The organism is Sphingomonas paludis (genome assembly GCF_053502515.1).
On sequence record NZ_CP187558.1, the window covers coordinates 918142 to 933399 of the forward strand.

Below are 15258 nucleotides of genomic sequence, written 5' to 3' on the forward strand. Positions count from 1 at the left end.
GCGGCACCAACCGGCGCGCTCCCTTGGCCGTCCGTCGCAACCACGCCGATTAGACCGGATCGCAAGGAACCTTAACCGGCCTGACCGTTTCCCCAACCATGGACGCGCGGCATCGATGCGCCGCGCGATGGCAAGGAGGAGAGGATCAATGTCCGACAATCGCTATCCCCGCTATGTATCGGGTGCTCCGGAGGACTATCGCGACCTGTACAGCGGCGGGCGCCGGACCGAGCAGGCGCGCAGCACCGGCCGGCTATACGAGGCAGCACGCGACGAGGACTGGCGGACCCGCTGGCGGGATCGGGACGAACGCGCGTTCGATGACCGCGACGACCGCAGTGACCGGGACGATCATGATCGCAATTACTCCGGGCGTCCTGGCAACGACCGGTCATATGGGTATCCAAGCGACCGCAACCGTGGCTATCGTCAGGACTGGCGTGACCGCGAGGCTCGGGGCAGCCGTTACGACAGTCGGCCCCAGCGTCAACATGGCATGAACGACCGCGATTACGACTACGAGGATCGCGGCTTCATGGCCCGTGCCGGCGACGAGATGGCGTCCTGGTTCGGCGACGACGAAGCCGCGCGTCGGCGTGAACTCGACCGGCGCTACGACGAACGCCATGGGCAGGCCAGCGACGCCTTTTACAGCAAGTGGCGGCAGGACCGGATCAGCGAGCTTGATCGCGACTATGACGAATATCGTCGCGAACATGCCGACCGGTTTCACCAGGAATTTCAGGGCTGGCGCACCGAGCGCCAAGGGCAGCGGGACAGCCTGTCGCGAGTAGCCGAACATATGGAGGTCGTCGGGTCCGATGGGACCCATGTCGGCACCGTGGACAAGGTCCGTGGCGACCGCATCATCCTGACCAAGAACGACCGGGATGCGGACGGACGCCATCATTCCATCCCGTCGCGCTGGATACAGACCGTCGATGACAAGGTCATGTTGCGCAAGACTGCGGACGAGGCACAGTCCCACTGGCGGGACGAGGATCGCTCCAGTCAGGAATCGACCGGCGGCGCCACTATCGGCCAGTCGCAGTCGGGTGACCGGTGGCAGGCAACCGGATGGCGCAACGACTGATCGGCGCGCGGTATCCGAATGTGGAAAGGCCCCGGCATCGCCGGGGCCTTTTTCGGATCGGAAGGATGGATCGGTCCGTCGATAACGGGTCAGTCGATCGGGCCGGTTTCAACGATTTCGATTGCGTCCGTTTTGCCATGCCAGTCGGCAGTATCGCCGGGGGCAAGGCCCATCAATGCCTGAGCCAGCGGCGCAGTGAACGGAATACGTCCCGCAGCCGCGTCGGCCTCGTCGCTGCCGACCAGGTCGACCACGCGCTCCGCCCCGTTCAGGCGAATGCGCACCCGCGATCCGAAGGCGACCTCGCTGTCGTCGGGCAGCGGCTGAACTTCGGCGGTCGAGAACCGCGTCTGCCAGTAATGCTGGTCGCGGCGGGCCGCCTTCAGCGCGTCGGCATCGCCGGTTGCCGCTTCGACCGCCGCATTCCGTTCGGCCAGTCGCTGTTCGATCATCGCCAGGCCCGCCGCCGTCACCCAGTTGGGACCGGGGGGCAGGGGCAGGGCGAATTGCGGCTCTAGATGCGCTTCATCCGATTCGCGGCGGAATGCGACGCTCATATCGGCTGACCGAAGGTGTCGCAGGCAGCGGGATTGCCGCTCTCCAGGCCGATGCGTAGCCATTTCTGGCGCTGGGCCGACGATCCATGCGTGAAGCTGTCGGGCACGACGCGGCCCTGCGCCTGGCGCTGGAGCGTGTCGTCACCGATCGCTTCGGCCGCGCGCAGCCCCTCTTCGATGTCGCCTGCCTCCAGATACTGCCGGTTCCGGTTGGCCCAGACGCCGGCATAGCAGTCCGCCTGCAATTCCATGCGGACGGACAGCTGATTGCCCTCCCGCTCGCCCACCCGCGCCTGTTCGCGGCGGACGCGTTCCGACGTGCCGGTGACGGTCTGGATATGATGGCCGACCTCATGCGCGATGACATAGGCTTGCGCGAAATCGCCCGCCGCGCCGAAGCGGCCCGCCAATTCGTCGAAGAAACTGGTGTCGAGGAACACCCCCTGATCCGCCGGGCAATAATAGGGGCCGACCGCCGAGGAGGCGAAGCCGCAGCCGGAGGTCGCACCGCCCTGATAGAAGTTCAGGGTGGGAGCCGGGTATCGCTGACCGCTTTCGGCAAAGATGCGCTGCCAGGTCTGTTCGGTGCTGGCCAGTACCTGACAGGAAAAACGGCGCTCTGGCGTGTTGCAGGCCGCCGCACCCGTCGCGCCGCCACCGCTGCCCGCAGGCGCCTGAACGCCGGATTGTGGCGCGATCAGACCGCCGCCACCGCCCATCGAGAAGAACAGGACTGCGCCGATTGCCAGGATGGCCAGCGTTCCACAGCCCAGCCGCCTGCCCAGCAGCAACGGCAACAGGCCGAGCAGGATGTTGCCCCCGCCGCCAAAGCCGCCGCCACTCGGCCCGGACGAGCTGCCCAGATCGCGCACATTTTCGCTGGGATCGAAATCGTCGAGCCGCATCGGCCCATTCCCCCTGATGATTGGTCTATCGTAACAATGCCCGAACGAACCCGTCGTTGCATCCCCCCGATCGCAATTCGGCACGGCCGGGGATTTGGCAGTTGATGCGCCGCACCATCGCCCCCATTTTGACGGCATGGCCGATGCCGAACCCAGCCGCCCGCGCCGTCGCGCCAAGGCGATGCCCCTGCCGGACAGCGTTGCGCTGGTGCTGCAGGGCGGCGGCGCGCTTGGCAGCTATCAGGCCGGGGTGTTCGAGGGGCTGGCAGAAGCCGGCGTGCCGATCGACTGGGTCGCCGGCATTTCCATCGGCGCGGTCAATGCCGCGATCATCGCTGGCAATCCGCCCGAAGTGCGGATGGAGCGGCTTGCCGAATTCTGGGCTTTGGTCACCAGCGGCCTGCCGAGTTTCCCGCTCTATCCCGACGTCCGGCTGCGCGAGGCGGTACATGAGGGCGCGGCCATGTGGGTCGCTGCCTTTGGCGTGCCCGGATTTTTCCAGCCGCGATGGATGCACCCGCTGTTCTCCACGCCGGGCAGCTGCGAGGCGCTCAGCTTCTACGACACAGCGCCGCTGATCGAAACGCTGAACCGGCTCATTGACTGGGATCGGCTGAACAGCGGCGAGACGCGGGTTTCGATCGGTGCGGTCAATGTCGAGACGGGGAACTTCCGGTTCTTCGACACGATGACCGACCGGATCGATGCGCGGCACATCATGGCATCGGGCGCGCTGCCGCCCGGCCTGCCGCCCGTCGAGATCGACGGATGCTGGTGGTGGGACGGGGGATTGGTATCCAACACGCCGCTGACGCATGTGCTGGACAACCAGACCGGATCGATGCTGGTGTTCCAGGTCGATCTGTTCCCGGCGCGGGGCCACCGTCCGGCCACCCTGAGCGAAGTGACGGCGCGCGAAAAGGAAATCCGCTATTCCAGCCGGACCCGCCAGATCACCGACGAACGGATGCGGTTGCGCGCCGAGCGGGAAGTGGTCCAGCGCCTGCTGGGCAAGCTGCCGACCGAGCTGGCAGAAGATGCGGACGTAAAGGCGCTGGCGGCATGGGCCGAGCACAAGCCGGTCAGCATCGTCCATCTGATCCACCGGCGACCCGATTGGGAAGGCGGCAACCGTGATTTCGAGTTCTCGGCGCGGACCATGCGGGATCATTGGCAGGCTGGACAGCGGGACGTCGCGACCACCCTTGCCAATTCGGCCATCCTGGCGACCAATATCGAGGACGGCAAGACTGCCGTCTATGACCTGACCCGATAACCGTTTCGGAGGCGTTTGAATGTTCCTGAAGGGCAAGACCGCGATCATCACCGGTTCGACGAGCGGCATCGGCCTGGCCTATGCCAAGGCGCTGGCCGCCGAAGGGGCGGCGATCGTCATCAATGGCTTTGGCGATGCCGATGCCATCGAACAGGAGCGGGTGGCGCTGGCGGGGCTTTCCGGGGCCGGTGCCCTGTATGATGCAGCCGACATGACCAAGCCCGATCAGATCGCGGCGATGGTCCAGCGATGCCATGAAGAACTGGGCGGGCCGGACATCGTCATCAACAATGCCGGTATCCAGCACGTGGCGAAGATCGAGGAATTTCCGCCGGAAAAATGGGATGCGATCATCGCGATCAACCTGTCGTCCGCATGGCACATGATGCGGGCCGCCGTGCCCCACATGAAGGAAAAGGGCTGGGGCCGGATCATCAGCACCGCCTCTGCCCATTCGCTGGTCGCCAGCCCCGGCAAGTCCGCCTATGTCGCCGCCAAGCACGGCATTGCCGGCCTGACCAAGACCATTGCTCTCGAAGTGGCGGAGCACGGCGTGACCGTGAACTGCATCTCGCCCGGCTATGTCTGGACCCCGCTGGTCGAGCAGCAGATCCCCGACACGATGAAGGCGCGCGGGCTGACCCGCGAACAGGTGATCAACGACGTGCTGCTGGATGCGCAGCCGACGAAGGAGTTCGTGACGTCCGAACAGGTGGCGGCGCTCGCCCTGTTCCTGTGCCGGGACGAGGCGGCGTCGATTACGGGTGCGAACCTGAACATGGACGGCGGCTGGACAGCCGCCTGACCGCTAGGCGAAGGCGGCAAGCCGGGGTAGGAGCATCGGATGCGCCATCCCATCCTGTCCGCCCTGATTCCGCCCGCCCTGGCCCTGTCGGCCCTGACCGGCTGCACATCGCGCGATCGGTTGCAGGTGCCCGAAAGCGTCAGTGCAGTCGTGCCGGCGGGCGCCGAACAGGGCATGGTGTGGCGTGCCATCGCCACGCCGGACGACCGGACCCGACTGCGGAAATGGCGGGCGACGTGGATGGAGGTGCTGGACAGCGTGCGGCCGGCAGCGGCCTCGGCGTTGGCCGCAGAAGGCGCATTGTTCGATCCCGACCTGGCAGTCGAAATGCCGTTGCCGCCCAGCGGGCAGTATCGCTGCCGCTGGTTCAAGCTGGGCACGCAGGGGCGGGCGACTGACCCCTTTTCCCAGCTTCCGGCGCAGCAATGCACGCTGTGGCGCGACGGCGATCACGGGGGCATCCGGTTTGAGGATGGCGCTCAGCGGCCCATTGCCATGCTGCTGCCCGAAAACAGTGCCCGGGCCATGGTGCTCGGGTCGCTGATGCTGGCCGATGAAACCGTGCCTCATGCCTATGGCCGCGACCCGTTGCGCGATTTGGCCGGCTATATCGAACGGATCGGAGAGGCGCGCTGGCGGATCGTCCTGCCCCGCCCACGCTTTGAATCGCAACTGGACATCATCGAAATCGCGCCAGTCGGCTGAACCCTCTTTCCCGGTTGGAAAAGAGGGTTCGATCCCGACCTAAGCTTCGGTCGGAGCCGATTTTCGGCCGCCCTTGCGCTTGGCCTTTTTCGGCGGGGCCGCGACCATTTCAAAGGCAAGCGCCCCGTCCTTCAGCTTGACGCTGACTTCGCCGCCATGAATCAGCTTTCCGAACAACAGCTCCTCAGCCAGGGGCTGCTTGATCTTTTCCTGGATCAGTCGGCCCATCGGGCGCGCGCCGTAGAGCTTGTCATAGCCGCGCTCTGTCAGCCACGCCTTGGCCGCATCGTCCAGCTGAATATGGACGCCGCGGTCCGACAGCTGCAATTCCAGCTGCAGGATGAACTTGTCCACGACCCGCGCAACCACTTCCGGTGGCAGATAGCCAAAGGGCACGATCGCATCGAGCCGGTTGCGGAATTCCGGCGTGAAGAGCTTCTTGACCGCGTCCTCCTGAACATCCTCCCGCGTGAAATCGCCGAAGCCGATCGATTCCCGGGCCATGTCGGACGCGCCGGCATTGGTCGTCATGATCAGGATGGTGTTGCGGAAATCCACCGTCTTGCCGTGGTGATCGGTCAGCTTGCCGTTGTCCATCACCTGCAGCAGGATATTGAACAGATCGGGATGAGCCTTTTCGATTTCGTCCAGCAGCAACACGCTGTGCGGATTCTGGTCGACCGCATCCGTCAGCAGGCCGCCCTGATCATAGCCGACATAGCCGGGAGGCGCGCCGATCAGGCGGCTGACCGAATGGCGCTCCATATATTCCGACATGTCGAACCGCTGGAGCGGGATGCCGAGCAATTCTGCGACCTGCTTGGCCACTTCCGTCTTGCCGACGCCGGTGGGACCGCTGAACAGATAGTTGCCGATCGGCTTTTCGAGTTCGCGCAGACCCGCACGGCTGAGCTTGATCGCGGAGGACAGGACCTCGATCGCCTTGTCCTGACCGAAAACGACCCGCTTCAGATCGGTTTCCAGGTTGGCGAGGACGCGCGTGTCGTCGGTGCTGACCGTTTTCGGCGGGATGCGCGCCATGGTGGCGATCACCTGTTCGATCTCCTTGACGGTGATCGTCTTTTTCCGCTTCGACGGCGGCACCAGCATCTGCATCGCGCCCACTTCGTCGATCACGTCGATCGCCTTGTCGGGCAGCTTGCGGTCGTTGATGTAGCGGCTGGAGAGTTCCACCGCCGCCTTGATCGCATCGGGCGTGTATTTGACCGAGTGATGCTCCTCGAATGCCGAGCGCAGTCCCGCGAGGATCTTGATCGTATCTTCCACCGTCGGCTCGTTCACGTCGATCTTCTGGAACCGGCGCAGCAGGGCGCGGTCCTTTTCGAAGTGATTGCGGAACTCCTTGTAGGTGGTCGAGCCGATGCAGCGGATCGTGCCGCCGGACAGGGCGGGCTTCAGCAGGTTGGACGCATCCATCGCCCCGCCGCTGGTCGCACCCGCGCCGATCACCGTGTGGATTTCGTCAATGAACAAAACCGCATGGGGCAGCTTTTCCAGTTCGGAAACGACCTGTTTCAGCCGCTCCTCGAAATCACCGCGATAGCGGGTGCCCGCCAGCAACGCGCCCATGTCGAGCGAATAGATGACGGCAGGCTTCAGCACCTCCGGCACGTCGCCCTCGACGATCTTGCGGGCCAGCCCCTCGGCAATCGCGGTTTTGCCGACGCCGGGATCGCCCACATAGAGCGGGTTGTTCTTGCTGCGGCGGCAGAGGATCTGGACGGTGCGATCGACCTCTGGCCCGCGACCGATCAGCGGATCGACCTTGCCGTTCTTCGCCTTTTCATTCAGGTCGACGCAGAACTGCTTGAGCGCGCTTTCGCCCTTGCCGCCCTTTTGCTCCGGCTTGGCCGCTTTTTCTTCCTCGGCCGCACCCTTGACCTCTCGGTTTTCGGTGGGCGTACCCCCCTTACCGACGCCGTGGCTGATATAGCTGACCGCATCCAGTCGACTCATATCCTGTTGCTGCAGGAAATAGACGGCATAGCTTTCCCGCTCGCTGAACAGCGCGACCAGGACATTGGCGCCGGTCACTTCGTCGCGGCCCGATGACTGGACGTGCAGGATCGCGCGCTGGACGACGCGCTGAAAGCCGCTGGTCGGCGAGGGGTCTGTCTGGGTATCGACCTTCAGCGCCTCAAGCTCGGTATCCAGATATTTGGCGACCGCCGCCTTCAGGTCGCCCAGTTCGACGCCGCATGCGCTCATCACCTTGGACGCATGTTCATCGTCGATCAGCGCCAGCAACAGATGTTCCAATGTCGCATATTCATGGCGGCGCGCGGACGCGGCCTCCAGCGCCTTGTGCAGCGTGGATTCCAGGGCAGAGGCAAAGGATGGCATTTATTTTACTCCGGGCGGGGCGGATGGGACGCGCGCCCCGGACTGCGTATGTCGGGTCTCGATGGCGGCGCATCAAGCACCAGGGGATGCGTGACGGATCGACGGGTGGAGTCGGCGATCATCGGTTGAACAGGGCATCGGCACTGGCGCGGTGGCTTGCCGCGCGCTGCCGATGTGCCTGAACGCGTTCGATTTCCCGCTGAAGCGCGACGATCCGCGCATCCAGTTCGGCCAGGGACAGGGGATCGAGATCCTGTTGGGACAGCAGCGGGATCAGGTCGCCTGCGCGAGCGCGGGGTGGATCGTCCATATCCATATGCGTGATGCTTGCGCGGCAGGACGGGCAAGTCAATCGCTTCCGGCCAGAAATCGCCGCAGTCCGCCGTTAACGACCGGTTGACCGGGGCGAGCGCCGCAGCGTAAGCGGACGATGCGGTGCCATGGGGGGGCCGTAACGGCGCGATTCAAGAACGGGGGCGGAAATCGGCATGGCGATTCCCGACAGGATGCGTGCAATCGATCCGACGGAGGCCGGCGGCCCGGCGGTGCTGGTGCCGGTCGAACGACCGGTGCCTTTGCCCGGCGATGGCGAGGTGCTGATCCGCGTTGCGGCGGCCGGGGTCAACCGGCCCGACATCCTGCAACGCCAGGGCATGTACCCGCCGCCGCCCGGTGCGCCGAGCATCCCCGGCCTTGAGGTTGCGGGTCAGGTTGTGGCGATCGGTACCGGCGTCGGACAGGAATGGATGGGCCAGAGCGTCTGTGCCCTGCTGTCCGGCGGTGGATATGCCGATTATGTGTCGGCCCCCGCTGGCCAGTGCCTGCCGGTGCCGGAATCGTTGAGCCTTGTCGAGGCGGCGGCCATGCCGGAGACGTTGTTCACCGTGTGGACCAACCTGTTCGAGCGTGCCTATGCCAGCGAGGGCGATATGGTGCTCGTGCATGGCGGGACCAGTGGCATCGGCACCATGGCAATCAGCCTGGCCCGCTTGTTCGGGTTGAAGATCATCGTAACGGCCGGTTCGGACGCCAAGTGCGAGGCCGCGATCGCCCATGGCGCGCACCATGCGATCAATTACCGGACGCACGACTTTGTCGAAGCGGTCAGGGCGCTGACCGGCGGGGCGGGGGTTCAGGTGGTACTGGACATGGTCGGCGGCGATTATGTCGCGCGCAACATCGCCTGCCTGGCTGATGACGGTCGGCACGTGTCGATCGCGGTCCAGGGCGGGTCGATGGCCACGATTCCGGTTTTCGAGGTGATGCGCCGTCGGCTGACGCTGACCGGATCGACGCTGCGGCCGCGTGACCGAGGGTTCAAGACGCTGGTCTGCGACGAGCTGTTCCGGATCGTCTGGCCGCTGGTCCGCGAGGGCAGGCTGAAGCCGCTGGTGGACACCACCTTTCCGTTGGAACAGGCTGCTGCCGCTCACGCCCGGATGGAAGCCGGCAACCATGTCGGCAAGATCGTCCTGACCATGGAATGACGCCGCGGTGCGGGATCGACGCCGCGTCGCCGTGCGGGCACCTGGTCCTGCCCCACAGGCTTGCGCGGGTTGCAATCGCCCCGAAGCTGCTTTCTAAGGGCCATGTGACCGCTATCATGGTGCAGGACTGGGAATGACGCGTCCGTTGAAGCTAGACCCCGACCGGCTGTTTCCCGTCGAGGAACGTGCGCGGTCGATCGCGCGCGCACTGTACGAAACGGTCGCGCCGTTGCCGATCATCAGCCCGCATGGCCATACCGATGCCGGCTGGTTCGCGTCGGACGAGCATTGGACCAATGCCACGGAATTGCTGCTGGCGCCGGATCACTACGTCTTTCGGATGCTGTATTCCCAGGGGATCGCGCTTGCCGATCTGGGCGTGCCGGACCGCAACGGCCCACCGGCCCACGACCCGCGCGCCGCATGGCGGACCTTTGCCGCGCACTATCATCTGTTCCGGGGCACGCCGTCCCGCCTGTGGCTGGACCATGTATTTGCCGAAGTGTTCGGCATGGACGTCGCGCTGGATGATGCGACCGCCGACCGATATTTCGACCATATCACCGGACAGCTCGCCACGGACGCCTTTCGGCCGCGCGCGTTGTTCGACCAGTTCAACATCGCCTTTCTGGCGACGACCGAGGGGCCGCAGGACGACCTGTCCGCTCATCACGCCATACAGGCATCGGGGTGGAACGGGCGCGTCGTCACCACCTATCGCCCCGATGCAGTCATCGATGTGGAGCATGAGGCCTTTCGAGCGTCCATGGAACGGTTCGCCGAACTGACTGGCGAAGATGTCTGGTCCTGGCGCGGCTACCTCGCCGCGCATCGGGCGCGCCGCGCCGATTTTCGCGCGGCCGGCGCGACGGCCACGGATCATGGGCATGCGACACCGCAGACCGCCAACCTTTCTCCTGCCGAAGCCGAGGCGCTGTTCGACACCGTGACACGGGGTGACTGGACGCCGGCCGATGCCGAGTTGTTCCGTGCCCAGATGCTGACTGAAATGGCGGCGATGAGCATCGACGACGGGATGGTGATGCAGATTCACCCCGGCGTGTATCGCAACCATAATCGCGGCCTGTTCGACAGCCATGGCCGGGACAAGGGCGCCGACATGCCGATGCGCACCGATTACGTGGGGGCGCTCCGGCCGCTGCTCGACCGGTTCGGCACCTCGACCGACCTGTCCGTGATCCTGTTCACCCTCGACGAGAGCACCTATGCCCGCGAACTGGCGCCGCTGGCCGGGCATTATCCGTGCCTGAAGCTCGGTCCCGCCTGGTGGTTTCACGACAGCCCGGAAGGGATGCGCCGGTACCGCGAGATGACGACGGAAACCGCCGGATTCTACAACACCGTCGGTTTCAACGACGACACGCGCGCCTTTCTGTCCATTCCGGCCAGGCATGATGTCGCCCGCCGGGTGGACTGCGCCTTTCTGGCGCGGCTGGTGGCAGAGGGGCGGCTTGCCGACTGGGAAGCGGCGGAACTGGCACATGAACTGACCAACGGGCTGGTTACGCGGGCCTACCGCATCGACGGCCCGCAACCGGCATCGGCCCGCGCTGCCGCATAAACGCTCGGCTGTCAGTTCACCGATTTCGGGAATGGCTTGCGGATCCGCCCGGCTGACCGCGCCTTCATCCGTCTATGCCTTCGCATTTGCAGCAATGAGGGTTGTAATAGTGTAACATATCGTTAGGGACAGGGCAGATTCGATTCGTTCAAAGGGTTTGCGTCCATGTCCATTCTTGCCACCCTGCTGGGAAGTTCCGCCCTGATCGCCGCCGCTGCGCCCGCGCCGAAGGAGCCGGTGGCGGTACCCTCCAGCGTCGCCGAGCCAGCCGACATGCAGGACCGCGACCGCGTGCACGGCGAGGAATCGACCGACATCATCATCACCGCCCCGTTCGTGCGTGAACTGGACGTGCTGGCGCAGAAGTCGGTGCTGACCGGCGACGATCTGCTGCGCGACCTGCGGCCCCAGATCGGCGACACCCTGACCCGGCTGCCCGGCGTGTCGGCCACGTCCTTTACGCCCGGTGCGTCGCGACCCGTGCTGCGCGGCTTTCAGGGCGAGCGGATCCGGGTGTTGAGCGACGGGCTGGGGTCGCTGGACGTGTCGAACACCTCGGCGGATCACGGGGTCACCATCGATCCGCTGACGGCAGAGCGCGTCGAGGTGCTGCGCGGCCCGGCCGTGCTGCTGTTCGGCAGCCAGGCGATCGGCGGCGCGGTCAATGTCATCGACCGCCGGATCCCCCGCGCGGTGCCCGAAAACGGCGTCCATGTGGATGCCATCGGCAGCTATGGGTCGGCGGCTGAGGAGCGCAGCGTCGGCGGCGCGCTCGATCTGGCGCTGACGCCCAATATTGTTGCCCATGTCGACGGCAGCTATCGCCGGTCGAACGACCTGCGGGTCGGCGGGTTCGTCCTGTCGCCGGGCCTGCGCGCCGAGCAACTGGAAATTGCGGCCGAGGAGCGCGAGGAAGGGCATCTGGAGGAAGCGGAGGAGGCCGAGGCGCTGGCGGGGCTGCGCGGCCGGGTGCCGAACACGGGCACCGAAACCTATACGCTGGGCGGCGGCATCGCGCTGATCAACGACCGAGGCAGCCTGGGCTTTTCGGTCGGCTATTTCGACAGCAATTACGGCGTGCCGATGCGGCCGGGCGCATCGCACCATCATGGCGAGGAAGACCATGACCATGAAGAGGAAGCGGCGCGTGCGCGGCTGCTGAGCGGTCGCACGGCGTCGGTCGGTCCGATCGCGGCGGGCGAAGCGCATGACGAGGAAGGTCATGAGCATGGCGAGGAAGCCGTGACCATCGGCATCAAGCAGTTCCGCGCCGACATGCGCGGCGAGATCAATGTCGAAGGCGGATTCCTGGATACCATCCGCACCCGTGTCGGCTTTTCCGATTACGAGCATACCGAATTCGAGGGCGACGAGGTCGGCACGCGGTTCTTTTCCGAAGCATTCGAGGGGCGGCTGGAGCTGGTGCAGGCCGACCGCAACGGCTGGCGCGGGGTGACGGGCGTTCAGGGCTTTACCCGTCGGTTCGATGCGATCGGCGCGGAGGCGTTCGTGCCGCGCAACGATACGACCCAGTTCGGCGTCTTCACGGTACAGGAATTCGGGCTTGGCCCGGTCGAACTGGAAGTGGCAGGCCGGTACGAGCGGACCGCCGTGTCGTCCAATTCCGTGCTGATCGGCGACGAGGAGGATGGCCAGCGCGTCGTTATCGATCGGGGCTTCGATACCTTTTCGGGTGCCGTCGGGCTGACTTATGCGCCGACGGACCAGCTTCGGCTTGGCGTCACCGGATCACGGGCCGAGCGTGCCCCGGCGGCGGAGGAGCTGTTTTCCAACGGCCCGCATATCGCCACGCAGGCGTTCGAGATCGGCAATCCGTTCTTCGATACCGAAAAGAGCTGGGGCTTCGAGGCGTTCGTGCGGGGCACGGCGGGGCCGCTGCGGTTCAACCTGGCGGCCTATGCCACCTGGTTCGACGATTACATCTATGAGTTCAACACCGGCGAGGAACTGGATGAGCTGCCCGTGTTCCAGTACGCCCAGGCCGATGCCCGTTATTACGGGTTCGAGGCAGAGGTTTCGGCGACGCTGATCGAGCGGGACGGATATGCGCTGCGCATCGATGCGCTGGGCGATTATGTGAATGCGACGCTGACCGACGCCGGGACTGCGGTTCCGCGCATCCCGCCGCTGCGGCTGCGGGGCGGGATCGAGGCGGATGCGGGGGCAGTCAGCGCCCGGGCCGAGGTCGAACATGTGTTCGAACAGGACCGGGTGGCCACGTTCGAACTGCCGACCGAGGCATTCACGCTGGTCAACGCATCCGTCGCCTGGCGGCCGTTCGGTGCTGCCAGCGAAAGCGCGGTGGTCCTGTCCGCCAACAACATCTTCGATGTCGATGCCCGCCGCCATGCCAGCTTTACCAAGGATTTCGTGCCCTTGGCCGGGCGGGACATCCGGGTGTCGCTGCGGCTGAGCATCTGAACCGGTCCCCTCTGGAAACAGGCCGGAGCGTCCCTGCCCCCTTTCGCCCATGCCCCGGGCGGAAGGGGGTTTTCTTATCCGACCGGCACGCCGCCCTGATAATGGTGCCAGGCGAAGATGGCGGCGGCCCCACGATGCGGCCGCCAGGGTTCGGCAAGCGCGCGGGTTTCCTTTTCGGTCGGCTTGGTATCCAGGCCGAGGATCCGGCCCACCGCCACCTGGACCGCCAGGTCGCCCGCCGGCCAGATATCGGCGCGTCCTTCGGCAAAGAGCAGGTAGATTTCGGCCGACCAGCGCCCGATCCCCTTGAGCGACACCAGGGCGGCGATCGCGGCTTCGTCATCGGCGGGCAGGTCGTTGAGGTCGATCCGCCCCGATGCCACCGCATCGGCCAGGCCGAGCGCATAGCCCGCCTTTTGCCGCGACAGGCCCGCTGTGCGCAGCGTGTCCGGCTGGAGGGCCAGCAGCGCCCGAGGGTCGAGGATCGCGCCGTCCAGCAGGGTATCCAGCCGGTTCCACACCGACTGGGCGGCCGCCACGCTGACTTGCTGGCCCAGGATGGTGCGCAGCAAGGTGCCATAGCCGCGTTCGCGCAGCCGCGGGGCGGGATAGCCATATTCGGCCAGCGCCGCCGCCATGGCCGGTTCGCGCGCCGCCAGCGCATCCACGCCCTGCATCAACATTTCGGCCGTCAGTCCCATGGTCCCGATCCTTGATCTTTTGCCGATCGCCCGGCAAGGCGGAGGGGCATCAGCCCCCGTGGAGAATTCAATGCCGAACCTGATCGTCGTCACCCGCGATGGCACCGAACATATGGTCGACGCCACGCCCGGCCTGAGCGTGATGGAGGTGATCCGCGATCATGGGTTCGACGAATTGCTGGCGCTGTGCGGCGGCAATTGTTCGTGCGCCACCTGTCACGTCCATGTCGATCCGGATTTTGCGGCCAAACTGCGCCCGATAAGCGAGGACGAGGACGATTTGCTGGACAGCGCGTCGGACCGGGATGCGACGTCGCGCCTGTCGTGCCAGCTCCTGTTCACCGCCGAACTGGACGGCATGAAGGTGCGGATCGCCGAAGAGGACTGACCCCCCAATCGGTTGACAGTTTTGACGGATTGAACGGGGTTCACGCGGTTGACGACCGGGCCGACTGGCGGGCGCGTAAGCCCAGGCATGGGCGAAAACCGTAGCTGAACCGTTCGAGTCATCGCACCGACTGATCAGAAAAAATCCAACAACGCCAGCCCGTTGACGCAAATGCCCGGCATCAGCGGGCCGGGGGCAGGGGCGCCAGTTTCAGGACGGCCATCGGCGCGTCCTTGTTGAGCGGGGTGGCGCGCCAGGTGATGCTGCGCTTGCCGTTCGCCTCCACCGCGCCTTCCTCGTTGTTCTGGCTGACGATTTCGGCATCCGTCGTCAGGGTGAAGGTGCCGTCGAGGCGTTCGGCGGCCTTGCTGGCGCTGTCGCCGCCCATGCCGCCCATCGGGCCGGAGGATTGGCCGCTGTCGCCGAAGGCAGGGGCCTTGACCCGCACCCGGTCGGCGCCGCGCAGTTCGATGACGACGAAGGGAAAGACGATCTCAGCATCGATATTATAGGGATAGACGAAGCCGTGATCGAGGCGGCCCGAAATCGCATAGTCGATCACGAAGACGCCTTCGCCCTTGTATTCGACCGAGCGATAGCCCGCTTCCTTGCGCAGTGCATCGGCGACGGCGCGAAGCTTGCGGTCCTTGTCCGCCTTGTCCTCGGCATCCTCCGCTTTATCCTCGAACGGGTTGGGCGCGTCCTGAAGCAGGGCGGTTTCGGTCCATGCCGCCTCGCCCTCTTCATCGCGCATGCCTTCGCCGAGGTCGCCCAGGCCTTTCATGCTCTCGTCGAGGTCGAGCGCGATCACCTCGCCCTTGTAGGCAAAGGTGAAGCTGCGGTCGGCGGCGATGTCGAGGGTGGAGACGAACGAGCCCGGCGCAATGAAGCAGCCGCTGAGGATCAGCGGTGCTAGCAGCAGCGCCGCCATCGCCATCCACCGGTTTGGCATT

Annotated in this window: 14 protein-coding genes; 8 read left to right on the forward strand and 6 right to left on the reverse strand. The window is 65.5% G+C overall.

Annotated features, from left to right (window positions below; all coding sequences use genetic code 11):
- Positions 1-148: 148 nt before the first annotated feature.
- Entirely contained in the window at positions 149-1093 is a 945-nt protein-coding gene (locus tag ACPVPU_RS04405; protein ID WP_448659768.1) for a DUF2171 domain-containing protein, read from the forward strand.
- An 89-nt stretch (positions 1094-1182) separates the two neighbouring features.
- Here ACPVPU_RS04405 and ACPVPU_RS04410 read toward each other — a convergent pair whose 3' ends face one another.
- Together ACPVPU_RS04410 and ypfJ are read right to left on the reverse strand one after the other, a co-directional pair.
- Positions 1183-1650, reverse strand: a complete 468-nt coding sequence (locus ACPVPU_RS04410) for a GreA/GreB family elongation factor (RefSeq protein WP_448659769.1) — start codon at positions 1648-1650, stop codon at positions 1183-1185.
- Complete coding sequence (gene ypfJ / locus ACPVPU_RS04415) at positions 1647-2555, reverse strand: KPN_02809 family neutral zinc metallopeptidase (protein ID WP_448659770.1); 909 nt, start codon at positions 2553-2555, stop codon at positions 1647-1649. Before ypfJ ends, ACPVPU_RS04410 begins: the two co-directional genes overlap by 4 nt.
- A gap of 136 nt (positions 2556-2691) precedes the next feature.
- On the opposite strand from ypfJ, the gene ACPVPU_RS04420 reads away from it, so the two are divergent.
- The 3 genes from ACPVPU_RS04420 to ACPVPU_RS04430 are packed head-to-tail and all read left to right on the forward strand — an operon-like array spanning position 2692 to position 5341.
- Positions 2692-3831 (forward strand): patatin-like phospholipase family protein, encoded by a 1140-nt coding sequence (locus ACPVPU_RS04420; protein WP_448659771.1) that lies wholly within the window; start codon positions 2692-2694, stop codon positions 3829-3831.
- A gap of 19 nt (positions 3832-3850) precedes the next feature.
- Complete coding sequence (locus ACPVPU_RS04425; RefSeq protein ID WP_448659772.1) at positions 3851-4636, forward strand: 3-hydroxybutyrate dehydrogenase; 786 nt, start codon at positions 3851-3853, stop codon at positions 4634-4636.
- A gap of 39 nt (positions 4637-4675) precedes the next feature.
- Positions 4676-5341: a DUF4893 domain-containing protein gene (locus ACPVPU_RS04430; protein ID WP_448659773.1), complete on the forward strand. Its 666-nt coding sequence runs from the start codon at positions 4676-4678 to the stop codon at positions 5339-5341.
- A 39-nt stretch (positions 5342-5380) separates the two neighbouring features.
- Here the strand turns inward: ACPVPU_RS04430 and clpA are convergent, their stop codons facing one another.
- Entirely contained in the window at positions 5381-7705 is a 2325-nt protein-coding gene (gene clpA / locus ACPVPU_RS04435) for an ATP-dependent Clp protease ATP-binding subunit ClpA (protein ID WP_448659774.1), read from the reverse strand.
- Between the two features lie 118 nt (positions 7706-7823).
- Entirely contained in the window at positions 7824-8015 is a 192-nt protein-coding gene (locus tag ACPVPU_RS04440) for a DUF1192 domain-containing protein (RefSeq protein WP_448659775.1), read from the reverse strand.
- 196 nt (positions 8016-8211) lie between these two features.
- Between ACPVPU_RS04440 and ACPVPU_RS04445 the strand changes: the two genes are divergently transcribed.
- The 3 genes from ACPVPU_RS04445 to ACPVPU_RS04455 all read left to right on the forward strand — a co-directional run bounded on the left by ACPVPU_RS04445 (position 8212) and on the right by ACPVPU_RS04455 (position 13216).
- On the forward strand, positions 8212-9192 hold the full coding sequence (locus tag ACPVPU_RS04445) for an NAD(P)H-quinone oxidoreductase (protein ID WP_448659776.1): 981 nt from the start codon (positions 8212-8214) through the stop codon (positions 9190-9192).
- A gap of 133 nt (positions 9193-9325) precedes the next feature.
- A complete protein-coding gene (gene uxaC, locus ACPVPU_RS04450) occupies positions 9326-10774 on the forward strand; it encodes a glucuronate isomerase (protein ID WP_448659777.1) in 1449 nt (482 codons plus the stop codon).
- Positions 10775-10939: 165 nt separating this feature from the next.
- Positions 10940-13216: a TonB-dependent receptor gene (locus ACPVPU_RS04455; protein WP_448659778.1), complete on the forward strand. Its 2277-nt coding sequence runs from the start codon at positions 10940-10942 to the stop codon at positions 13214-13216.
- Positions 13217-13290: 74 nt separating this feature from the next.
- Here the strand turns inward: ACPVPU_RS04455 and ACPVPU_RS04460 are convergent, their stop codons facing one another.
- Positions 13291-13917 (reverse strand): DNA-3-methyladenine glycosylase family protein, encoded by a 627-nt coding sequence (locus tag ACPVPU_RS04460; protein WP_448659779.1) that lies wholly within the window; start codon positions 13915-13917, stop codon positions 13291-13293.
- A 70-nt stretch (positions 13918-13987) separates the two neighbouring features.
- Between ACPVPU_RS04460 and ACPVPU_RS04465 the strand changes: the two genes are divergently transcribed.
- Positions 13988-14305, forward strand: coding sequence for a 2Fe-2S iron-sulfur cluster-binding protein (locus ACPVPU_RS04465; protein WP_448659780.1), 318 nt, complete (start codon positions 13988-13990; stop codon positions 14303-14305).
- A gap of 181 nt (positions 14306-14486) precedes the next feature.
- On the opposite strand, the gene ACPVPU_RS04470 is transcribed toward ACPVPU_RS04465, so the two are convergent.
- A complete protein-coding gene (locus tag ACPVPU_RS04470; RefSeq protein WP_448659781.1) occupies positions 14487-15257 on the reverse strand; it encodes a hypothetical protein in 771 nt (256 codons plus the stop codon).
- Position 15258 lies beyond the last annotated feature (1 nt).